Source organism: Erwinia psychrophila, assembly GCF_039023475.1.
Classification (GTDB): Bacteria; Pseudomonadota; Gammaproteobacteria; order Enterobacterales; family Enterobacteriaceae; genus Erwinia.
The window spans coordinates 905,609-925,030 of the sequence record NZ_JBCHVB010000001.1; the positions used below are offsets into that span (position 1 = coordinate 905,609).

Annotated in this window: 22 protein-coding genes and 2 tRNA genes; 15 read left to right on the forward strand and 9 right to left on the reverse strand. The window is 55.3% G+C overall.

The features are described 5' to 3' along the window. Positions 1-108: 108 nt before the first annotated feature. Positions 109-807, reverse strand: a complete 699-nt coding sequence (locus tag AAH446_RS04195) for an extensin-like domain-containing protein (protein WP_342905443.1) — start codon at positions 805-807, stop codon at positions 109-111. A 201-nt stretch (positions 808-1,008) separates the two neighbouring features. On the opposite strand from AAH446_RS04195, the gene cycA reads away from it, so the two are divergent. Next, positions 1,009-2,403: a D-serine/D-alanine/glycine transporter gene (gene cycA, locus AAH446_RS04200; RefSeq protein ID WP_342905444.1), complete on the forward strand. Its 1,395-nt coding sequence runs from the start codon at positions 1,009-1,011 to the stop codon at positions 2,401-2,403. Positions 2,404-2,433: 30 nt separating this feature from the next. On the opposite strand, the gene rutR is transcribed toward cycA, so the two are convergent. Continuing rightward, on the reverse strand, positions 2,434-3,099 hold the full coding sequence (rutR, locus tag AAH446_RS04205) for an HTH-type transcriptional regulator RutR (RefSeq protein ID WP_342905445.1): 666 nt from the start codon (positions 3,097-3,099) through the stop codon (positions 2,434-2,436). A gap of 287 nt (positions 3,100-3,386) precedes the next feature. On the opposite strand from rutR, the gene rutA reads away from it, so the two are divergent. Genes rutA through rutG form a run of 7 tightly spaced genes read left to right on the forward strand, consistent with a single transcriptional unit; the run spans position 3,387 to position 8,949 of the window. After that, positions 3,387-4,478, forward strand: coding sequence for a pyrimidine utilization protein A (gene rutA, locus AAH446_RS04210; RefSeq protein ID WP_342905446.1), 1,092 nt, complete (start codon positions 3,387-3,389; stop codon positions 4,476-4,478). Continuing rightward, positions 4,478-5,224 (forward strand): pyrimidine utilization protein B, encoded by a 747-nt coding sequence (rutB, locus tag AAH446_RS04215; protein WP_342905815.1) that lies wholly within the window; start codon positions 4,478-4,480, stop codon positions 5,222-5,224. The genes rutA and rutB overlap by 1 nt, the downstream gene beginning before the upstream one ends. A gap of 15 nt (positions 5,225-5,239) precedes the next feature. After that, a complete protein-coding gene (gene rutC, locus AAH446_RS04220) occupies positions 5,240-5,626 on the forward strand; it encodes a pyrimidine utilization protein C (protein ID WP_342905447.1) in 387 nt (128 codons plus the stop codon). An 11-nt stretch (positions 5,627-5,637) separates the two neighbouring features. Then, on the forward strand, positions 5,638-6,462 hold the full coding sequence (gene rutD, locus AAH446_RS04225; protein WP_342905448.1) for a pyrimidine utilization protein D: 825 nt from the start codon (positions 5,638-5,640) through the stop codon (positions 6,460-6,462). Beyond that, entirely contained in the window at positions 6,447-7,037 is a 591-nt protein-coding gene (locus tag AAH446_RS04230; RefSeq protein ID WP_342905449.1) for a malonic semialdehyde reductase, read from the forward strand. The genes rutD and AAH446_RS04230 overlap by 16 nt, the downstream gene beginning before the upstream one ends. Before the next feature lie 10 nt (positions 7,038-7,047). Beyond that, positions 7,048-7,572, forward strand: a complete 525-nt coding sequence (rutF, locus tag AAH446_RS04235) for an NADH-dependent FMN reductase RutF (protein WP_342905450.1) — start codon at positions 7,048-7,050, stop codon at positions 7,570-7,572. 48 nt (positions 7,573-7,620) lie between these two features. Then, the gene (rutG, locus tag AAH446_RS04240) at positions 7,621-8,949 is read left to right on the forward strand and encodes a pyrimidine utilization transport protein G (protein ID WP_342905451.1); all 1,329 of its coding nucleotides are present in this window, start codon (positions 7,621-7,623) and stop codon (positions 8,947-8,949) included. On the opposite strand, the gene AAH446_RS04245 is transcribed toward rutG, so the two are convergent. Together AAH446_RS04245 and AAH446_RS04250 are read right to left on the reverse strand one after the other, a co-directional pair. Then, a complete protein-coding gene (locus AAH446_RS04245; RefSeq protein ID WP_342905452.1) occupies positions 8,946-9,872 on the reverse strand; it encodes a DMT family transporter in 927 nt (308 codons plus the stop codon). The two genes, rutG and AAH446_RS04245, sit on opposite strands and share 4 nt — an antisense overlap. 126 nt (positions 9,873-9,998) lie before the next feature. After that, positions 9,999-10,175, reverse strand: a complete 177-nt coding sequence (locus tag AAH446_RS04250) for a con-10 family general stress protein (protein WP_342905453.1) — start codon at positions 10,173-10,175, stop codon at positions 9,999-10,001. A gap of 520 nt (positions 10,176-10,695) precedes the next feature. Here AAH446_RS04250 and wrbA point away from each other — a divergent pair. From wrbA to AAH446_RS04265, 3 genes are all read left to right on the forward strand, one after another. Next, positions 10,696-11,295, forward strand: a complete 600-nt coding sequence (gene wrbA, locus AAH446_RS04255) for an NAD(P)H:quinone oxidoreductase (protein WP_342905454.1) — start codon at positions 10,696-10,698, stop codon at positions 11,293-11,295. 20 nt (positions 11,296-11,315) lie between these two features. Continuing rightward, complete coding sequence (locus AAH446_RS04260) at positions 11,316-11,546, forward strand: YccJ family protein (RefSeq protein ID WP_342905455.1); 231 nt, start codon at positions 11,316-11,318, stop codon at positions 11,544-11,546. Between the two features lie 171 nt (positions 11,547-11,717). Continuing rightward, a complete protein-coding gene (locus AAH446_RS04265; RefSeq protein ID WP_342905456.1) occupies positions 11,718-13,091 on the forward strand; it encodes an NAD-dependent succinate-semialdehyde dehydrogenase in 1,374 nt (457 codons plus the stop codon). Positions 13,092-13,194: 103 nt separating this feature from the next. Here the strand turns inward: AAH446_RS04265 and agp are convergent, their stop codons facing one another. The 3 genes from agp to AAH446_RS04280 all read right to left on the reverse strand — a co-directional run bounded on the left by agp (position 13,195) and on the right by AAH446_RS04280 (position 15,598). Next, positions 13,195-14,886, reverse strand: a complete 1,692-nt coding sequence (gene agp, locus AAH446_RS04270) for a bifunctional glucose-1-phosphatase/inositol phosphatase (protein WP_342905457.1) — start codon at positions 14,884-14,886, stop codon at positions 13,195-13,197. A gap of 301 nt (positions 14,887-15,187) precedes the next feature. After that, positions 15,188-15,275 (reverse strand) — tRNA-Ser (locus tag AAH446_RS04275). A 235-nt stretch (positions 15,276-15,510) separates the two neighbouring features. Further along, a tRNA-Ser gene (locus AAH446_RS04280) sits at positions 15,511-15,598 on the reverse strand. A 217-nt stretch (positions 15,599-15,815) separates the two neighbouring features. Between AAH446_RS04280 and yccA the strand changes: the two genes are divergently transcribed. Further along, the gene (gene yccA / locus AAH446_RS04285; protein ID WP_342905458.1) at positions 15,816-16,472 is read left to right on the forward strand and encodes an FtsH protease modulator YccA; all 657 of its coding nucleotides are present in this window, start codon (positions 15,816-15,818) and stop codon (positions 16,470-16,472) included. A 100-nt stretch (positions 16,473-16,572) separates the two neighbouring features. Next, positions 16,573-16,899 carry a sulfurtransferase TusE gene (gene tusE / locus AAH446_RS04290; protein ID WP_342905459.1) on the forward strand — a complete coding sequence of 109 codons (327 nt, stop codon included), beginning with the start codon at positions 16,573-16,575 and terminating at the stop codon, positions 16,897-16,899. Between the two features lie 3 nt (positions 16,900-16,902). Here the strand turns inward: tusE and yccX are convergent, their stop codons facing one another. Next, positions 16,903-17,181 carry an acylphosphatase gene (gene yccX / locus AAH446_RS04295; protein ID WP_342905460.1) on the reverse strand — a complete coding sequence of 93 codons (279 nt, stop codon included), beginning with the start codon at positions 17,179-17,181 and terminating at the stop codon, positions 16,903-16,905. A gap of 85 nt (positions 17,182-17,266) precedes the next feature. Here yccX and rlmI point away from each other — a divergent pair, with 85 nt between their 5' ends. Together rlmI and hspQ are read left to right on the forward strand one after the other, a co-directional pair. After that, positions 17,267-18,457: a 23S rRNA (cytosine(1962)-C(5))-methyltransferase RlmI gene (gene rlmI / locus AAH446_RS04300; protein ID WP_342905461.1), complete on the forward strand. Its 1,191-nt coding sequence runs from the start codon at positions 17,267-17,269 to the stop codon at positions 18,455-18,457. 60 nt (positions 18,458-18,517) lie between these two features. Beyond that, positions 18,518-18,835 (forward strand): heat shock protein HspQ, encoded by a 318-nt coding sequence (hspQ, locus tag AAH446_RS04305; protein WP_342905462.1) that lies wholly within the window; start codon positions 18,518-18,520, stop codon positions 18,833-18,835. A gap of 27 nt (positions 18,836-18,862) precedes the next feature. On the opposite strand, the gene AAH446_RS04310 is transcribed toward hspQ, so the two are convergent. Continuing rightward, entirely contained in the window at positions 18,863-19,279 is a 417-nt protein-coding gene (locus tag AAH446_RS04310) for a CoA-binding protein (RefSeq protein WP_342905463.1), read from the reverse strand. Positions 19,280-19,422: the final 143 nt, after the last annotated feature.

Sequence of the window (19,422 nt, forward strand, 5' to 3'; positions counted from 1 at the left end):
CTGAACGGGGTTTATTCAGCATTTAAATAAATTTAATTAATCAAAATCCCGCATTATGGCAGTTGAATAGCCTTATCATGCCGTCGATAGCCGGGAGGTCAACAACGCTTACCGGCATACCCCAAATCCACGCATGCCAAGGTGAAAATGATTGGCGTGGGCGGCGTTGTAGTCAGGTCCAATTGAGTTGCCATAGAATTGACAGCTTTGCTGAAAAATCTGATGAAGCCAGTGAGACTTGTTTTCATGACGCGGCCACTCTTTCAGCACCGAAATTCGCTCACCGTTTTGCAACCGAAAACCGGCGATGTCGAGCGCATCGGCCGTGGCGTGCTCGCTGAGTCGCCCTTTGGCGCGGTGGTAGATGTTCCGGCATGCGTAGCTGCCTAAATGGTCAATGCGTGCCAGCGGCGATCCCAGCTCAGCCGCAGCCAGTGGCTTCGCCGACTGGGCCACAAACATAGCGGTACTGAGCGCCAGAGGGCAGCTGGCCAGGAAACTTGAACTCAGGCGGACATCACCAAAATTTGTCACGCGGATGGGCGCGGGGAGCGCGCAGTTTCCGGTAACAGGCCGCGGTCGGGTAAAGGCTATATGGCCCTGTTCTTTTGCTTTCTGCAACACGGTCAGACACGCTTCCCCATCGCTGGCTAATCGTTTGAGCTTGTAACGGGTCACAAAAGTAGGCGCATCGGTAACATTCAGGGGCGTGAAAGGATTCCAGGCTGAAGGCAGATGTTTTTCCAGCACCGGGATCGTTGCCAGCCCCAGTAAAATCACAATAGCTACGGCAAGTAGTCCTTTCATCCTGTCTCCTCCCACCCCGGCAGTACCGGCCTGATGCCTGAGTCGCCTGAAGCTAAAAAGTGTAGCCTCGTTTTTGTGCAATCAGACGCGTTATACCGAACTTTACCTGTTTCAGGCGGGCTTTTACGTTAAGATTTCGGCGCCAAATCATAAAAGCCTTCAGAGCTTACACAACATCACTTAAAGGACAGGAACCCCCTAATGGTTGACCATTCAAAAGCTACGCCTCTCACTGAAGAAGCCCCGGGTGAGCTGCGGCGAAACCTGCATAATCGTCACATCCAGCTTATTGCCATCGGCGGCGCTATCGGGACCGGCCTGTTTATGGGTTCGGGCAAAACAATCAGCCTGGCTGGCCCGTCGATCATCTTCGTTTATATGATCATCGGTTTTATGCTGTTTTTTGTGATGCGTGCGATGGGTGAGCTGCTGCTGTCGAACCTGGAATATAAATCATTCAGCGATTTTGCGGCCGATCTGCTCGGTCCGTGGGCGGGCTACTTTACCGGCTGGACCTACTGGTTTTGCTGGGTAGTGACCGGCATTGCGGACGTGGTGGCAATTAGCTCTTACTTCCAGTTATGGTTCCCGAATTTTTCCATCTGGATGAGCGCCCTGCTCTGTATCGTCGTTTTTCTTTCGCTTAACATTGCTACGGTAAAACTGTTCGGCGAGATGGAGTTCTGGTTTGCCATCATTAAGATTGTCGCTATCGTCGCGCTGATCGTCACCGGCATTGTTCTGGTCGCGACACACTATCCTTCTCCAGGCGGCGGCACGGCTTCACTCTCCAATATCTGGGATCACGGCGGGATGTTTCCAAAAGGGCTGAGCGGCTTTTTTGCGGGCTTTCAGATTGCGGTGTTTGCCTTTGTCGGCATTGAGCTGGTCGGCACCGCCGCTGCGGAAACGCACGATCCAAAGAAAGTCCTGCCCCGCGCTATCAATGCCATTCCGCTGCGCATCATTATGTTTTACGTGCTGTCGCTGCTGGTGATTATGGCCGTGACGCCGTGGAATCATGTAGTGGCCGATCGCAGCCCCTTTGTTGAAATGTTTGTGCTGATTGGTCTGCCGGCGGCGGCCAGCATTGTGAACTTTGTGGTACTGACCTCTGCGGCCTCATCCGCCAATAGCGGCATCTTTTCCACCAGCCGGATGCTGTATGGCCTGTCACAGCAGGGCGTCGCTCACCGCCGGTTTGGCCAGCTATCCCGTCGCGCCGTCCCTACCACAGGCCTGTTTTTCTCCTGCCTGTGCCTGCTTGGCGGCGTTGCGCTGATCTACCTCATCCCGAACGTGATGAAGGTGTTCACGCTGGTCACCACGGTTTCCGCCATTTTATTTATGTTCGTCTGGACGATCATCCTCTGTTCATACCTGGCGTACCGTAAAAAACGCCCGGAGCTGCATGCCGACTCGTCGTATAAAATGCCGCTGGGCAAGCTGATGTGCTGGGTATGTATGGCGTTCTTCGCCTTTGTGCTGGTGCTGTTAACGCTGCAAGAGGATACCCGCCAGGCGCTGATGGTAACGCCGGTCTGGTTTATTATGCTCGGTGTTGGCTGGTGGCTTCGCCAGCGTAAAAATGCCTGATTATTGCTGACGGGCCTCACGGCCCGTCATTCACCTGACGCGGATCCCTTCTATCACCATTCGCTGCACATTCTCTACCGTCTGGTTAAAGAAGCGCTCATCATTTAAGGTCTTTCCTGTCACCGCCTCAATCTGCGTGGCGAAATCCGCATAATGCTGCGTCGTTGCCCAGAGCATAAAGATCAGATGCTGCGGCTGCACGGCGGCAAGCTTGCCCTGGATCACCCAGCCCTCAATCACCGACGCTTTTTCATCCACCAGCCCTTTCAGATCGCCTTCCAGCTCCCCCTTCAGCAGCGGTGCGCCCTGCAACATCTCCATGCAGAACAATCTTGATGCCTGAGGATGATCGCGGGATACCTCAAGCTTAAGGCGAATGTAGTCCCTTATCGCTTCCAGCGGCTGCTGATCGTTACGCAGCGCGCGCAGCGGCGCCAGCCAGACATCAAGGATTTCTTTCAGCACCGCGACATAAAGAAGCTCTTTGGAGGGGAAGTAGTAGAGGAGATTGGTTTTGGAGACGTCGGCCCCTTCCGCCACCTTATCGAGGCTGGTGCCATGGATACCGTAGTGGGAGAAAAGCGACAGCGCGGCAGAGAGGATCGCCCTGCGCTTGGCGGCAACGGCCTGAGAGCGTCGCGTCGGGGCCTTGGTCGATAATTTGTTAGTTGAACTCACCGTGACTCCATGATCCATGAGGGTGGCTGGAATAATAGCAAAAGCTTTATCAGCCGTCCCGGGTATGCCTGCACTCAAAGTGAACAGTCATGCCTGCTTTTCGTGCATATTTTTTACCAAATGGTCCGTTTCAGACCAGCGGTTCTATAACAACCTAACACAAATTCTTTAACCTATTGACCTGAATGAGAATTAATAAAGTGGCACGCCGATTGCAATCATTATCCTGAGCGCCGCCTCTCAGGAAGCCGCAGGATGCACCGCAGCGCGTATGACCCTATTTACGCTTTTATTGAGGTATCCCTATGAAAATCGGTGTATTTATCCCTATCGGCAACAATGGCTGGCTAATTTCCACTAACGCGCCTCAGTACAAACCTACCTTTGAACTTAACAAAGAAATCGTGCTGAAAGCAGAGCACTACAATTTTGATTTCGCGCTCTCCATGATCAAGCTACGCGGCTTTGGCGGCAAAACCGAATTCTGGGATCACAATCTGGAATCATTCACCCTGATGGCGGGTCTTGCTGCCGTCACGTCACGCATCGAAATCTACGCGACAGCGGCCACCCTGACGCTGCCGCCCGCGATTGTGGCGCGGATGGCCTCCACCATTGATTCCATTTCTGGCGGTCGCTTCGGCGTAAACCTTGTGACCGGCTGGCAAAAGCCGGAATACGATCAGATGGGCATCTGGCCGGGCGATGAATACTTTTCACGCCGCTATGACTACCTGACGGAATATGTCTCTGTACTGCGCGATCTCTGGGGCACCGGTAAATCCGATCTGAAGGGAGAGTTCTTTACCATGAACGACTGTCGGGTCAGCCCGCAGCCCGAAAAACCGATGAAGGTTATCTGTGCCGGGCAGAGTGATGCCGGCATGGCCTTCTCTGCGAAACATGCCGACTACAACTTTTGCTTCGGTAAGGGTGTGAATACCCCCACCGCTTTCGCCCCCACCGCCTCCCGGATGAAAGCGGCAGCGGACGAGGCCGGGCGCGATGTAGGATCTTATGTGCTGTTTATGATCATCGCGGGCGACACCGATGAGGCGGCGCGCGCACGCTGGGAGCACTATAAGGAAGGCGCGGATGACGAAGCGCTCGCCTGGCTGACCACGCAAAGCCAGCAGGACAAGCGTTCCGGCAGCGATACCAACGTACGACAGATGGCCGATCCTACTTCGGCGGTCAATATCAACATGGGAACGCTGGTGGGCTCATGGGCCAGCGTCGCCCGTATGCTGGATGAAGTTGCCACCGTCGAGGGCGCTGAGGGCGTACTGCTCACCTTTGATGACTTCTTACAGGGCATTGAAGATTTTGGTGAACGTATCCAGCCGCTGATGAAAAGCCGCGTTGGCATCGCTGATGCCGCGAAGGAGGTGGCATGATGAGCCGCAGAGAAACCGTCGTCGCTACCACAGCCTCCGGTAAAAACAGCGTCACGCTTGACGCCCGGCCGGAAACTATCGCCTTTCCTCCGTCACAAACGGCACTGATCGTAGTCGATATGCAGAATGCTTACGCCACCCCCGGCGGCTACCTGGATTTAGCCGGCTTTGATGTCTCGGCGACCCGACCGGTGATTGAAAATATCAAACTGGCCGTGGAAACCGCCCGCGAAGCGGGCATCCAGATTGTCTGGTTCCAGAACGGCTGGGATGACCGCTATCAGGAGGCAGGGGGCCCGGGCTCGCCGAACTGGCATAAATCCAACGCGTTAAAAACCATGCGCGCTCAGCCTGAACTGGAGGGAAAATTACTGGCGAAAGGCGGCTGGGATTATGCGCTGGTCGATGAACTTCAGCCCCTGCCGGGCGATATCGTTCTGCCGAAACCCCGCTACAGCGGCTTTTACAACACGCCGCTCGACAGCATGCTGCGCAGCAGAGGGATCCGTCATCTGGTATTTACCGGTATCGCCACCAATGTCTGCGTGGAATCCACGCTGCGTGACGGCTTTTTCCTGGAATATTTCGGCATCGTGCTTGAGGACGCGACGCATCAGGCCGGCCCGCCCTTTGCGCAGCAGGCGGCACTCTTCAATATCGAAACGTTTTTTGGCTGGGTATCTGACGTCACCACGTTTTGTTCAGCCTTACACCCCCACCAGACGCCGTTAAAGCAGACGGCCTGACCGACCGGAGGAAACATGCCTAAAACAGTGATCTCCCCTGCGGGAAGCAGTGCGCCTATTGCGCCTTTTGTGCCGGGAACGCTGGCCGATGGTGTCGTGTATGTCTCAGGGACGCTGCCTTTCGATCGGGATAATAATGTGGTGCACGTTGGCGATGCTGCCGCCCAGACGCGGCATGTGCTGGAAACCATCAAGCGCGTAATCGAAACCGCAGGAGGAACGATGGATGACGTGACCTTTAACTCCATCTTTATCACCAGCTGGGACAATTATGCGGCGGTGAACGCCGTATATGCCGACTATTTCCCGGGCGAAAAACCGGCACGTTTCTGCATTCAGTGCGGGCTGGTTAAACCTGATGCTTTAGTTGAGATTGCCAGCGTGGCCCACATCGCTAAATAACGGAGAGTCTGATGCATTTAACGCTTTCAGGTTCAGCCCATCCCGGCGCAGGCACTCTGGTTCTTGCGGCTGGTCTGGGGGGCGTCGGCAGTTTCTGGCTGCCCCAGATCAATGCGCTTTCAGAGCACTATCGGGTGGTGACTTACGATCAACGCGGGACGGGGCGCAACGCCGACGCCCTCCCTGACGGCTACAGCATGCGCGATATGGCCGCAGAACTTGCCGAAGCGCTGGCGGAAAAAGGCGTCGAAAAGTATGTGGTTATCGGTCACGCGCTGGGTGGAATGATCGCCATGCAGATGGCGCTGGACTATCCGGATCGCCTCGCCGGCCTGGTGATTGTGAACGGCTGGCTAAGGCTGGATGCCCATACACGACGCTGCTTTAGCGTCCGTCAGGACCTTCTGCTGAATTCCGGCGTGGAGAGCTACGTGCGGGCACAGCCGCTGTTTCTCTACCCCGCAGACTGGCTGTCGGAAAATCAGGCCCGAATCGAAGCGGAGGATGCACTTCACGCCGCCCATTTTCAGGGGACGGAAAATCTGCTGCGCCGTCTGCATGCCTTAATGGCCTGTGACTTTACCGCAAAGGCAGATGCGATCGCTCAGCCGGTGCTGCTGCTCTGCTCGCAGGACGACCTGCTGGTCCCCTGGCGCTGCTCACACGCACTGAGCGCGGTCCTGCCCAATGCCACGCTAAAAGAGATGGCCTGGGGTGGGCACGCCATGAGCGTCAGCGCCAGCGCCACCTTTAATGCACTTTTACTGGCCTGGCTTGCGAACCAGCCGGCCCTGACTGAAACCGCTGAACGGGAGCCATTATGGCAGACGCCCTGAACTCGACCGCGCTGGAAACCCTTTTTACCGCCGCCCGCACCTTCAACGGCTGGCAGGATCGCCCCGTCACCCGGGAAAAAATTCAGCAGGTTTATGACCTGCTGAAAATGGGGCCAACCTCGGCGAACTGCAGCCCGGCGCGCTTTGCCTTTGTCAGCAGTGGGGAGGGAAAAGCAAAGCTGAAACCCGCGCTTTCCAGCGGAAACCTGGAAAAAACCCTTTCCGCACCGGTGACGGCCATTGTCGCCTGGGACCCGGCCTTTTATGAACAGCTGCCGATGCTGTTTCCCCACGCTGATGCAAAAGTGTGGTTTACCAGCAGCCCGGCGCTGGCTGAGGAGACCACGTTCCGCAACAGCTCTCTTCAGGCCGCTTACCTGATTGCCGCCTGCCGCGCCCTTGGACTCGATACCGGTCCGATGTCCGGTTTCGATCGCGATGCGGTGGATGCGGCTTTTTTCAGCGCCAGCGGCTGGAGAAGCAATATGTTGATTAATATCGGCTATGGCGATCCTGACAAAGTTTATGCGCGCCTGCCCAGGCTCGACTTCAATATCGCCTGCACGTTTGAATAAGGGGAAGACTATGTCACTGGCAACACTAGCGCCTGTAGTTGTTAACGGCGTGGAGAAACAGGATTACCGGAATGCGATGGCCCGTCTTGGGGCGGCGGTTAATATCATCACCACCGACGGGCCTGCCGGGCGTGCCGGCTTCACCGCTTCCGCCGTATGCAGCGTGACCGATACGCCGCCAGCGCTGCTGGTCTGCCTGAACCGTTCCGCCTCGGTCTGGGAGATTTTTAACGCTAACCGGCGCCTTTGCGTCAACACGCTGGCCGCCGGCCATGAGTCGCTCTCCGCGCTGTTTGGCGGGAAAACGCCGATGGAGGAGCGGTTTATTGCCGCGGACTGGTCAACCCTGGTGACCGGCTCACCCATCCTGACAGGTGCGGTCGCCTCCTTTGACTGCCATGTTACTCAGGTGATGAGCGTGGGAACGCACGATATTCTCGTCTGTGAAGCGCAGGCGCTCTTATGCAGTGAGAATACGCATGGCCTGATCTATTTCGATCGCGGTTATCATCATTTACGGCGGCAGGAAGCCTGATCCCCCGCCCCGGCGGTTACTGCTTTATTCACTTCTTTGGAGAAGACGATGGCAACTTCCTGGTTTCCCCACTGGCGTAAACAGACAGCCTCAGCACAGGGTTTAGTTGCGCCGGATGAAATGTTACCGCCAGGCCAGACGCTGGTCATGGGCCTTCAGCATGCGGTCGCCATGTTTGGCGCCACGGTGTTGATGCCCCTGCTGATGGGACTGGACCCTAACCTGTCCATTCTGATGTCCGGCATGGGCACCCTGCTCTTTTTTGTTATCACCGGCGGTCGCGTACCCAGTTATCTGGGTTCCAGCGCCGCGTTTGTCGGGGTGGTTATTGCGGTAACCGGCTACACCGGTCAGGGAGTCAACCCCGCACTTAGCGTCGCGCTCGGTGGCATTATCGCCTGTGGCCTGCTTTATACCCTGATCGGTTTTATCGTGATGAAAGCAGGGACGCGCTGGATAGAAAAAATGATGCCGCCCGTGGTAACAGGCGCCGTAGTCATGGCTATCGGCTTGAACCTTGCGCCTATTGCGGTTCGCGGAGTTTCAGCCTCAATGTTCGACAGCTGGATAGCGGTAATGACCGTCTTATGTATCGGCGTGGTGGCCGTTTTTACACGAGGGATGGTGCAGCGCCTGCTGATTCTGGTCGGACTGATCGCCGCCTGGGCGATTTATGCGCTACTGACTAACGGGCTGGGGCTGGGTAAGCCGGTCGATTTCAGCCTGATAGCGGCTGCGCCGTGGTTTGGCCTGCCCACCACTACCAGCCCGACCTTCTCCAGCCATGCGATGTTTATGATTGCGCCGGTAGCGGTGATTTTAGTGGCGGAGAACCTGGGCCATCTCAAAGCGGTATCGGGGATGACGGGAAAAAATCTCGATCCCTATATGGGGCGGGCATTCGTGGGTGACGGCCTGGCGACAATGCTTTCAGGCGGTTTTGGCGGCAGTGGCGTCACCACCTATGCGGAGAATATCGGCGTGATGGCGGTGACCAAAGTCTATTCCACGCTGGTCTTTGTGGCGGCGGCGGTTATCGCTATCCTGCTCGGATTTTCACCCAAATTTGGCGCGCTGATCCACACCATCCCCGGCCCGGTTATCGGCGGTGCCTCCATCGTGGTATTCGGGCTCATTGCGGTTGCAGGCGCACGCATCTGGGTACAGAACCATGTCGATCTGGGCCAGAACGGGAATCTGATTATGGTCGCGGTGACGCTGGTGCTGGGCGCTGGCGACTTTTCGCTACAGATCGGCAGCTTCACAATGGGCGGTATCGGGACGGCGACCTTTGGCGCCATAATCCTTAACGCCATCCTGAGTCGTCGCGGGGCCTCAGCGCTCAGCGGCCAGAGCGTGGTACGCCAGGACAGTTAGCGGGTCTCTCTCTCCTGCGGCGAAGGCTCCTCCTTCGCCCTTTTTTTGCGTTTCAGCTTAAGTTCGCTGACGATCACTCCAGCGACAATCAGCGCTCCGCCAAATAGCGCCACGGCGGGCAGACGCTCTCCGGCAAACCTGCCCACGATCCCGGCCCAGACGGGTTCGCCCGCATAGATTACCGTCGCCCGCGTGGGAGAGACGCTTCTCTGTGCCCAGTTCATGGTGACCTGAATAATCGCGCTGGCGATGCCCAGCCCGACGGCGCTGCCTGCCAGATAAGGCGTGAATGCCGGAACCGACTCGCCGTTCGGTGCCATCAGGGCGAACGCAAAGAGTGAAGCGACGGCCAGCTGAACCACCGTCACTCTTTTAACGTCCACTTTGCCAGCCCAGGCGCTGATTAAAATGATTTCGGCTGCAATGGCCAGCGTGCTGAGCAGGGTGGCCAGTTCGCCCGCGTTAAACGCAAGCGAACCACCTTCTGGTCCGGCGAGCAGCATCAGACCGGTAAAAGCGAGCAGAATGCCGATCCAGGCCATTATTCCCGGCAATCTGCCGAGAAACATCCACTGTAAAACCGGCACCAGCGGCACATAAAGGGCGGTGATGAATGCCGACTTGCTGCTGCTTATGGTCTGCATTCCCCAGGTTTGCAGGCCATAGCCGCAGCCGATGGCGATGCCGATAAACGCGCCAGCTTTGAGTTCTGCCCAGGTCAGACCACGCAGGGATCGCCATGAAACCAGGGCGAGCAGTAGCGCTGCCGTGGCGAAACGCGTGCCCACAAAAAAGAACGGGCCGCTGACGGTCATTGCATGGTGAACGGCCAGAAAAGTGCCGCCCCAGACCATGGTGATCAGAACAAGAATGCTCTCCTGACGGGTGAAAGCGAATTTATAACGGGAAAGGAAGGCAGACATGAAAGCGCCGGTTCAGATAATTTGCACTAGTGTGCAGAGGGATAACCTGTGGGTCAATAAAGAATAGATTACCGCCGGGAGAGGCCCGGCGGCGTGGGCATTCGCTTGCGTCAGTGAAACCTGATATCAGGTTTGCTCCCGGTTGCCGCGGCTGTTACGCCCTCCCTTTTCACCAGCCTGGGAGGCGCGTTGCGGATCGTTTTTAAAATTCCCACCGCTAACCTTACCGCCCTTCCGGCCAGCCTCCGATGCTCTCTTACGATCTTCAGCGAAATTTCCAGATCCACCACGATGCTCTGCCATTTCTGACCTCCAAATAGTTAAGCCATCATACTGCATTCAGGCATTTCACCCACCCGGACGGTGGGTTTTCAGGACAGCTGGTTAAAACAGTCAGCCGCGCTATTAAGCATAGATTACGCGCCAATAAGTGCTAATAATTTCTTCTGACAGAGGGAAGAACTGGTCCGAAACACCTGAGCAATAACATTATTATTGTTAACCAATTATCTGGAATGGTGAGTCAAAAATCGTCAAACAAACAGAAAATGCATCTATCCCGCTGCACGCTTTTTCCTCTCTTCTATACTTACTTTTCTGGCAAATCACTGACGACTCAAGCAGGAGAGTGTAATGACTGACACAGAAAAGCGCCCTGACGCTAAAGACGATCCGCGCAAGGCTCCGGAATCGGGTGATAAAATGCCCCCTAAAGCGCCGTCTGAACCGGCGAAAAAATCCTGATTTCTGGCGGGCGGTGGTCAGCAATTTGCGCGGCCGCCCTCACTGATTTAACAATATTTCTGACTCAGGGAGTGGACGGATGGCGAAAATTTTAGTGCTTTACTATTCCATGTATGGACATATCGAAACGATGGCCAACGCAGTCGCTGAGGGTGCCCGTGGCGTTAATGGTGCAGAAGTCACTATTAAACGAGTGCCGGAAACAATGGATCCGGAACGCTTTGCTCAGGTTGGCGGCAAAACAGACCAGCCTGCGGAGCAGGCAAAGCCAGAAGAACTGCCTCACTACGATGCAATTTTGTTTGGCACGCCAACGCGTTTCGGCAATATGTCCGGACAGATGCGAACGTTCCTCGACCGGACCGGCGGACTTTGGGCTTCTGGCGCGCTTTATGGCAAATTAGCCAGCGTCTTCGCTTCTACCGGCACGGGCGGTGGTCAGGAGCAGACCATTACGTCAACCTGGACCACCCTGGCCCACCACGGCATGATTATTGTTCCTTTGGGCTACGGTTCAAAAGAACTCTTCGACATTTCTGAAGTGCGTGGCGGAACGCCTTATGGTGCCACCACGCTTGCTGGCGGCGACGGCTCCCGTCAACCCAGCGCAGCCGAACTGGAAATAGCCCGCTTTCAGGGCGCGCATGTAGCGAGTCTCGCAGTAAAACTCAACGGATAAACTTATTACAGGAGAGCACTATGACAACCCAACAAGCCAAAAATCATAACGTTGGAGAGTGGGCCAGCATCCGCGCCACCTCGCCTGAAATCGCCGAAGCCATTTTTGAAGTGGCGAATTACGATGAGAAGCTCGCCGAAGAAATCTGGGAGCAGCAGGGAAATGATGAGGTCCTGTTTAAGGCCTTTGATAAGACCGATAAGGACGTACTGACCTGGGACAACAAGGTTGTTGAACGCAAAAACGTCTAGCGGATACATCAGCCTGAAAGGCGGGGAAACCCGCCTTTTTTTATGCTCCGGATACGGATTCGGAGTTATCGCATCAGGAGTAACGTTGTGAAACCGGTGTTACGTCTACTACGCTTAACTCTATGTGTTACAAGCCTGAACGTCAGGCAGCTGTCCCAAAAGGAGTGAAGTATGTCTTATCAGACAATTAATCCGGCAAACAATAAACTTATTAAAAACTGGCAGGATCATAGTGAGGCCGACGTTGAAAAGGCGCTTGCTACCGCGGATGACCTTTATCATTCAGACTGGTCTAAAGGACCCGTTCAGCCCCGCCTTCAGGTCCTGAAAAAGATGGCCGATCTGATCGACAGCCGGGCAGATGAACTGGCGAAAGCAGCCAGCGTTGAGATGGGAAAACTGATTAACCAGAGCCGTGCCGAAGTACAGCTCTGTGCACAGATTGCCCGCTACTACGCCGAGAATGCCGAGCGCTTTCTTGCGCCAACCAAATACCCTAGCGAGCTGGGCGAAGCCTGGGTCGAAAACCATCCTATCGGCGTGTTAGTGGCCGTTGAACCCTGGAATTTCCCGTATTACCAGCTGATGCGCGTACTGGCGCCTAACCTGGCAGCGGGTAATCCAGTGCTGGCAAAACATGCAGCAAACGTACCGCATTGCGCCACGCTGTTTGAAGAGCTTGTCCGTGAAGCCGGTGCGCCTGAGGGGGCATGGACCAACCTGTTTGTGAGCAGCGATCAGATTGCCTCGCTGATTGCCGACGATCGCGTACAGGGTGCGGCGCTAACCGGTTCTGAACGTGCCGGGAGCGCGGTTGCCCAGCAGGCAGGTAAATATCTGAAGAAAACCACGCTGGAACTCGGTGGTAATGACGTTTTTGTCGTGCTTGACGACTGCGATCTTGAAAAGGCCGTAAAGGCGGGAGTAGGCGCACGTCTCAGCAACTGCGGGCAGGTCTGTACGGCGGCCAAACGCTTTATTCTTCATGAAAAAGTGGCTGATGCCTTTCTTGAAAAATTCACTCAGGCCTTCCGGGAAGTTAAAACCGGCGATCCGCTGGATGAGAGTACCACTCTCGGCCCGCTCTCCTCAGCCAGCGCAAGGGATACCCTCGTGAAGCAGGTCGATAATGCCGTCGCTAAGGGTGCGAAGCTTCATCTTGGTGGTAAGGCCATTGAGGGTGAAGGCTGCTTCTTTGAGCCGACAATCCTGACCAATATTACGCGTGATAATCCGGCGTGGTTTGAAGAGTTCTTTGGCCCGGTCGCGCAGGTCTACGTGGTAAAAGATGACAACGAGGCGGTCACCCTGGCGAACGACTCGCATTATGGCCTTGGCGGCGCCATATTTTCCCGCGACATTGAACGCGCGAAGAAAATGGCCTCGCGTATCGAGACGGGAATGGTTTATATCAATTCTGCCAGCGATACCTCTGCCGAACTTCCTTTTGGCGGCGTAAAACGTTCAGGCTACGGGCGTGAACTTTCCGATCTTGGCATCAAAGAGTTTGTTAACCAGAAGCTGGTGGTCGTGAGCGGCGAATAGGCGCGATAACGGGTTTTCCCATACGGGTCCCCTCTGCCAAAGAGGGGAGCTGACAGCAAAAAGGCCGGATATTCCGGCCTTTTTTATCACGTTTTACTTATGTTCAGGGCGCGTCAGGCTTATCCTCAGCGGGCGCGGGCTGCGCCACTTTCGCTTTCTCCGCCCCTGCTTCCGCTGCGTTGGCTTTTGGAGCCTCTGCATTTCCCGTTGCGGCTTTCTCTTTGCTCGTCTGTTCTGCCTGGGCTTTATCCGCGGCCGCTTTCTCTCTGGCTGCCTGCTCAGCAGCAGCTTTCTCTTTGGCGGCCTGTTCAGCAACAGCTTTATCCGCGGCTACTTTCTCTTTGGCTGCCTGCTCGGCAGCAGCTTTATCCGCCGCCGCTTTTTCCGCAGAAGCCTTAGCCTGAGCGGCTTTATCAGCGGCAGCCTGGTCTGCTTTTGCCTTATTCTCAGCGGCCTGTTCTGCCGCTGACGCCTTGCTCTCTGCCGCAGGCTGCGCCGGGGCAGCTGGGGCCGGAGCGGCAGGTTGTGCGACTTTAGCCGCTACAGGTGTTCCCTGAATCGCCTTGTTCAGTACCTGTGTGAACTGATCCCATGGACAGAATCCGTTAGCATCAGTCTGACAGCCATTCATCGCCAGCGTCACGCGCTTTGGTGGCGTTTCCAGCGAAAGAGGCGTCGCCTCACGCAGCTGTGTGCTGCTCTGGTAAACATACTCAACCTTCACCAGCTCGCGATCGTTTTTCTTGTCGTGCCAGCGCTGAAACTGAATCATACCGCCAATGGGCGTACGCTCATTCTGTTCCGGGAGCTGATAATCCTTAAAATCCAGCGCCGTCAGCAGGGAGGCGATATTGGAGTCATGACCGACCATCAGCGTCACCTTAGGTGCACTGGCTTTATCTTCGTCCACCAGCAGGCTGCGGATATAGTCGACCAGCGGTGCCGCGACGTCACGCGCCACTTCTGGTGAGGTAAAGAGAGTATTCTGGTAACCATTCTTAATGGCTGAGAGCGTTTTCCACTGTTCGGGAGTTTTGATTTGTCCCCAGGCCACCTGATTCATCGGCAACCCTTCGTAATATTGCAGCGTAAAGGCATCCACCAGCGAATTTCCGACCTTCAGCGGGCCAGAAACACCCGGCTCTTTGCCATTTTCCGCACTAAATTTATTCTGGTTGCCGCTGGAGAGATCGCAACGCTTATTTTCCTTACAGGCAGGCGAATTTTTATAATCGATAATCTTTTCCAGCTGCTGAAACGCCGGCTTCAGCGTCAGCTTTTCGCTGGCGCTGTTCATCGCGGTCAGCGCCTGCTTATTAAAAGCCTCGCTGTCGTCAGTGATGACAGGATTAAATACCGGATCCATGGTGCCCATTTCATCCTGATGTGAAACAGGAATGTCGCAGCCAGGGAACGCACCAGTGATAAAATATTGTGCCGTCGCGACCGTGCGCTGGAGGCTGTTAGCGTAGGCATAGATTGCGTCACTCGAAGGGCATTCTCCTGCCTTAATCAAGCCCTGCTGAGCCAACCATTCCCGGGTGTAATGCCCCATATAGACTTCGAGCACGCCGCCTTTAGTGGTCAGGTGGCCACCCGGTACATCCCACTCCGGCCACGCCTTGTTGGTCGCCTGCCCCAGCACGCTGCCGTGGTCGGCCAGCGGCGCGCGCAGGTTGTGGCGGCTCATCATTAACACCTGCTCAAGCTGGTAATTGTCATCGGCGGCCCAGGCGGAAATACCCGGCAGCACTGAGCAAACCGCTAACGCGCAAAGACTAAACTTTCTAATCATGTGTTTATTCCATTGATTCAAGGAGATACCACCCAGCCATGGACACGGAGGAGAGGTTCAATTACATGCACAACTGCACGGCGCTGCGTCCCGGACAAGAGGCAGGCGCAGCCATCAGTCAGGTATGAAGAGACTATAGCAGAGTAGCGCTTTTGCGATAGAGACGCATCATGAGTTTGAAAAGTAAAGGGATGTTTCTGAGGATTTTAAGCGTTTTATCGTAGCGTCAGCAGATGAAAGCAGGAAAGCAGGAAAGCAGGAAAGCAAAACGGGCCAGCATCTGCTGACCCGTCGAATTTGATGGCGGAGGAGGAGAGATTCGAACTCTCGAACGGTTTCCCGTCGCCGGTTTTCAAGACCGGTGCCTTCAGCCACTCGGCCACCCCTCCGCACTTTTACCAGTCATACCTTAAGTTTTTGACAAAACTCACTGAGCAACTGATGGCGCACAGTATAGGAGAAGACGCGGCGTTTGCCAAGCATTAATTTTCGTAGTTTATTGAATTTATGCGCTTTTATAAGTTTTTTTTTCGGGGGGATGCATCTGGGGAGGGCGTCGATGAAAAAGCGAGCTGGCGCGTTGAAACGAAAACGGGCCAGCTTTCGCTGACCCGTTAAATTCGATGGCGGAGGAGGAGAGATTCGAACTCTCGAACGGTTTCCCGTCGCCGGTTTTCAAGACCGGTGCCTTCAGCCACTCGGCCACCCCTCCGCAATGAGGCGCACTATAATCATCCTCTCAGACGATGTAAAGTGGCTTTTGAATCATATGGCTTAAAAATAGCCAATCCACCCGCAACCGGTGTTAATTTCGCCAGCCTGCTCACACAAACAGCGGCTTAACGCGTAAAGAAGGGTAAAACGTCTTTCCCCGTTTCGCTCCCTTCCTTATTCTCACAGCTAATTTGGTGACCCTGAGAGGCATTTTTATGGATCGCATCGTTTCCGGCACACGCGAAAGCTCGTTAATTTCCACCCATAAGGTTCTGCGTAATACCTATTTCCTGTTGGGGTTAACGCTGGCCTTTTCCGCGCTGACTGCCACGCTCAGTACCGTATTTGCCCTGCCCGCTCCGGGCCTGATTATTATGCTGGTGGGTTTCTACGGACTGATGTTTCTGACTTTTCGCCTTGCTAACAGCCCGGCGGGGATTCTGGCAGCCTTTGCCTTTACCGGATTTTTAGGCTATTCCCTCGGCCCGATCCTGAATTCCCTGCTCTCTGCGGGAATGGGCGACGTGATTGGTCTGGCGCTGGGCGGTACCGCCCTTGTGTTCTTCTGCTGTTCAGCCTATGTGCTGACCACCCGCAAGGATATGTCTTTCCTGGGCGGAATGATGATGGCTGGCTTCGTCGTCCTGCTGGTCGCCGTTGTCGCTAACATTTTCCTGCAAATCCCGGCACTGCACCTGGCGATTAGCGTTATGTTTGTTCTGTTCTCCTCCGGCGCCATCCTGTGGGAAACCAGCAACATCATTCATGGCGGTGAAACCAACTATATCCGCGCCACGGTCAGCCTTTATGTTTCCATCTATAACATCTTTATCAGCCTGCTGAGCATTCTCGGTATGTCCCGCAGTAACTAAACGGATACGCTGTTTATAAAGCCCCGCCTGCGGGGCTTTATTTTTTGTCGCGGCGATATTTGCTAAACTGGCCGCTTTACGGCAAGTCTGAGGCGAAACGGTGTTACTCGAAGGTAAGGAAATTGAGCGCGATGCGCAGGGTTATCTGAAATCCAGCAGCGACTGGCAGGAAGCGATGGCCCCTTTACTGGCGGCAGAAGAAGGCATTACGCTGACCGACGCGCACTGGGAAGTGGTGCATTTTGTCCGGGCGTTTTATCTTGAATTTAACACCTCCCCCGCCGTGCGCATGCTGGTTAAAGCTATGGCGCAGAAATATGGCGAGGAGAAAGGCAACAGTCGCTATCTGTTCCGCCTTTTCCCTGATGGGCCGGCTAAGCAGGCCACCAAGATCGCTGGTCTGCCTAAACCGGTAAAATGTTTGTAGCCGTTATGAGGTAGTGAAGCTTTCTGGCTCCTCGCGCAGTGAATGTGGCTCGGCCAGTACCTTATCAACCTGTGCACTGCGGGGGCCGCCCGCTCTGAGCCATTCGAGCAGGCGTTTTACCTGGCTTTCGTCTCCGCAGGCCAGCACCTCCACGCTGCCGTCGTCCAGGTTTTTAGCATAGCCCTTCAGGCCCAGGGCCTTTGCTTCCTGCTGCGTACTGTAGCGGAATCCCACTCCCTGAACCCGCCCATGCACCCAGGCACGCGTGCAAATTGTTGTCATTTTTCCTCCTGCCGATACGAGATTGCAATTTTCCGGCCAGCACCGGACAATAACGCCTGTTTTCCTGACAGTAAGCATAGCAAATATGAGTGTTCGTTTGATTCTTGCCAAAGGGCGTGAGAAGTCCCTTCTTCGTCGCCATCCCTGGGTCTTTTCCGGCGCTATCGCCAGGATGGAAGGCCAGGCCCAGCCGGGCGAAACCCTGGACGTTTGTGACAGCAACGGCAACTGGCTCGCCCGCGCTGCCTGGTCCCCTTCTTCTCAGATCCGCGCCCGCGTATGGAGCTGGCAGCAGGATGAGTCCATCGATATCGATTTCTTTATCCGTCGCCTTCAGGCCGCCCAGCACCTGCGTGACTGGCTGGCTGAACGCGACGATCTGGACAGCTATCGTCTGATCGCGGGCGAATCCGATGGACTGCCGGGGATCACTATCGATCGTTTCGGTCGTTTTTTGGTACTGCAACTGCTCTCCGCAGGCGCAGAATATCAGCGTGCTGCTCTGATCTCAGCGCTGCAAAGCTGCTACCCGGAATGCGCCATATACGATCGTTCTGACGTTTCCGTGCGGAAAAAAGAAGGTCTGCCGCTGGCGCAGGGCGTGGTACTGGGTGAAACACCGCCGGAGCTGCTGCCCATTACCGAACATGGTATGAAGCTGCTGGTCGATATTCAGACCGGGCATAAAACCGGCTATTACCTCGATCAGCGCGACAGCCGTCTCGCCACGCGCCGCTACGCAAAAGATCGCCGCGTGCTGAACTGTTTTTCATACACCGGCGGCTTCGCGGTTTCCGCTCTGCTCGGTGGCTGTAAAGAAGTCATCAGCGTGGACACTTCACAGGCCGCACTGGACGTGGCCCGTCAGAACGTCGAGCTTAACGGCCTGGACCTGGCAAAAGCGGAATTCCTGCGTGACGATGTTTTCAAGCTTCTGCGTCGCTATCGTGACAGTGGCGAGAAATTCGATCTGATCGTTATGGATCCACCAAAGTTTGTTGAGAATAAAAATCAGCTGAACGGCGCCTGCCGCGGTTATAAAGATATCAATATGCTGGCCATGCAGTTGCTCAATCCCGGTGGGATGCTGCTGACTTACTCCTGTTCAGGCCTGATGCCAACCGACTTATTTCAGAAAATCATCGCCGATGCCGCGCTTGATGCCCAGCGTGATGTACAATTTATAGAGCAGTTCCGGCAGGCGGCCGATCACCCGGTGATCGCCAGCTATCCGGAAGGGATGTACCTGAAAGGGTTTGCCTGCCGCGTGCTGTGACTTGAAAACGACGTCCCTGCCCCCATTTCGGTAGCAGGGCATGTTTCTCAGGAGGTCACGATGATTGCCAGCAAATTTGGGCTTGGCCAGCAGGTGCGACACAAGCTGCTCGGTTTTTTAGGTGTGGTCGTGGATGTGGATCCGGAATACTCTCTGGACGATCCGCAGATCGATGATGTTGCTGAAAGCGACTCGCTGCGTGAGGCGCCCTGGTACCATGTCGTGATGATGAATGAGGAAGGCGAAGCAGTCCATACTTACCTCGCCGAAGCCCAGCTTTCATGGGAGCTACAGGGGGAACATCCCGAGCAGCCCTCACTGGATGAGCTGGCTGCCTCAATCCGCGAACAGCTTCAGGCACCCCGCCTCAGAAATTAACGGAACCCCGCCTGGCGGGGTTTTTTATTATCGCTTCTCCAGCCCTAATCGGGGAATTTCAATTTTCGGACAGCGATCCATCACCACCTGCAACCCCGATTCTCCCGCCAGCACCGCCGCCTGCTCATTCACCACGCCGATCTGAAACCAGAGCGACTTCGCGCCAATAGCAATCGCTTCCTGGGCAACGCCATAAGCCGCTTCCGCATTGCGGAATACGTCGACCATATCCACAGGCTCAGGGATCTCTTCCAGCTTGCCGTAGACAAGCTGCCCCAGTAGCGTCTGGCCTGCCAGTTTGGGGCTGACCGGCGTGACTTTGTAACCCTGTGCCAACAGATAAGCCATCACGCCATGGCTGGCGCGTGCCGGTTTATCACTGGCACCTACCAGCGCAATATGGTGAGTCGATGTCAGAATATCGGCGATCGTTTTATCTTGCATAGCCTTCTCCTCAGAATGTGATTTTATTAGTTTATGCGCCCGTTTTGCGTCTGGTTAAATGGACGGTAAAAAGAGTGCCGGCAAGGGAGGTATAGCACGATTAAGTATGTTAAAATGTTAATAAGCTGCCATACTGAAAGACT

Excerpts from the sequence above, each read along its gene's own strand:
- AAH446_RS04195 (WP_342905443.1), bottom strand. The coding sequence starts at position 807 with ATGAAAGGACTACTTGCCGTAGCTATTGTGATTTTACTGGGGCTGGCA.
- cycA (WP_342905444.1), top strand. The coding sequence starts at position 1,009 with ATGGTTGACCATTCAAAAGCTACGCCTCTCACTGAAGAAGCCCCGGGT.
- rutR (WP_342905445.1), bottom strand. The coding sequence starts at position 3,099 with ATGGATCATGGAGTCACGGTGAGTTCAACTAACAAATTATCGACCAAG.
- rutA (WP_342905446.1), top strand. The coding sequence starts at position 3,387 with ATGAAAATCGGTGTATTTATCCCTATCGGCAACAATGGCTGGCTAATT.
- rutB (WP_342905815.1), top strand. The coding sequence starts at position 4,478 with ATGAGCCGCAGAGAAACCGTCGTCGCTACCACAGCCTCCGGTAAAAAC.
- rutC (WP_342905447.1), top strand. The coding sequence starts at position 5,240 with ATGCCTAAAACAGTGATCTCCCCTGCGGGAAGCAGTGCGCCTATTGCG.
- rutD (WP_342905448.1), top strand. The coding sequence starts at position 5,638 with ATGCATTTAACGCTTTCAGGTTCAGCCCATCCCGGCGCAGGCACTCTG.
- AAH446_RS04230 (WP_342905449.1), top strand. The coding sequence starts at position 6,447 with ATGGCAGACGCCCTGAACTCGACCGCGCTGGAAACCCTTTTTACCGCC.
- rutF (WP_342905450.1), top strand. The coding sequence starts at position 7,048 with ATGTCACTGGCAACACTAGCGCCTGTAGTTGTTAACGGCGTGGAGAAA.
- rutG (WP_342905451.1), top strand. The coding sequence starts at position 7,621 with ATGGCAACTTCCTGGTTTCCCCACTGGCGTAAACAGACAGCCTCAGCA.
- AAH446_RS04245 (WP_342905452.1), bottom strand. The coding sequence starts at position 9,872 with ATGTCTGCCTTCCTTTCCCGTTATAAATTCGCTTTCACCCGTCAGGAG.
- AAH446_RS04250 (WP_342905453.1), bottom strand. The coding sequence starts at position 10,175 with ATGGCAGAGCATCGTGGTGGATCTGGAAATTTCGCTGAAGATCGTAAG.
- wrbA (WP_342905454.1), top strand. The coding sequence starts at position 10,696 with ATGGCGAAAATTTTAGTGCTTTACTATTCCATGTATGGACATATCGAA.
- AAH446_RS04260 (WP_342905455.1), top strand. The coding sequence starts at position 11,316 with ATGACAACCCAACAAGCCAAAAATCATAACGTTGGAGAGTGGGCCAGC.
- AAH446_RS04265 (WP_342905456.1), top strand. The coding sequence starts at position 11,718 with ATGTCTTATCAGACAATTAATCCGGCAAACAATAAACTTATTAAAAAC.
- agp (WP_342905457.1), bottom strand. The coding sequence starts at position 14,886 with ATGATTAGAAAGTTTAGTCTTTGCGCGTTAGCGGTTTGCTCAGTGCTG.
- yccA (WP_342905458.1), top strand. The coding sequence starts at position 15,816 with ATGGATCGCATCGTTTCCGGCACACGCGAAAGCTCGTTAATTTCCACC.
- yccX (WP_342905460.1), bottom strand. The coding sequence starts at position 17,181 with ATGACAACAATTTGCACGCGTGCCTGGGTGCATGGGCGGGTTCAGGGA.
- rlmI (WP_342905461.1), top strand. The coding sequence starts at position 17,267 with ATGAGTGTTCGTTTGATTCTTGCCAAAGGGCGTGAGAAGTCCCTTCTT.
- hspQ (WP_342905462.1), top strand. The coding sequence starts at position 18,518 with ATGATTGCCAGCAAATTTGGGCTTGGCCAGCAGGTGCGACACAAGCTG.
- AAH446_RS04310 (WP_342905463.1), bottom strand. The coding sequence starts at position 19,279 with ATGCAAGATAAAACGATCGCCGATATTCTGACATCGACTCACCATATT.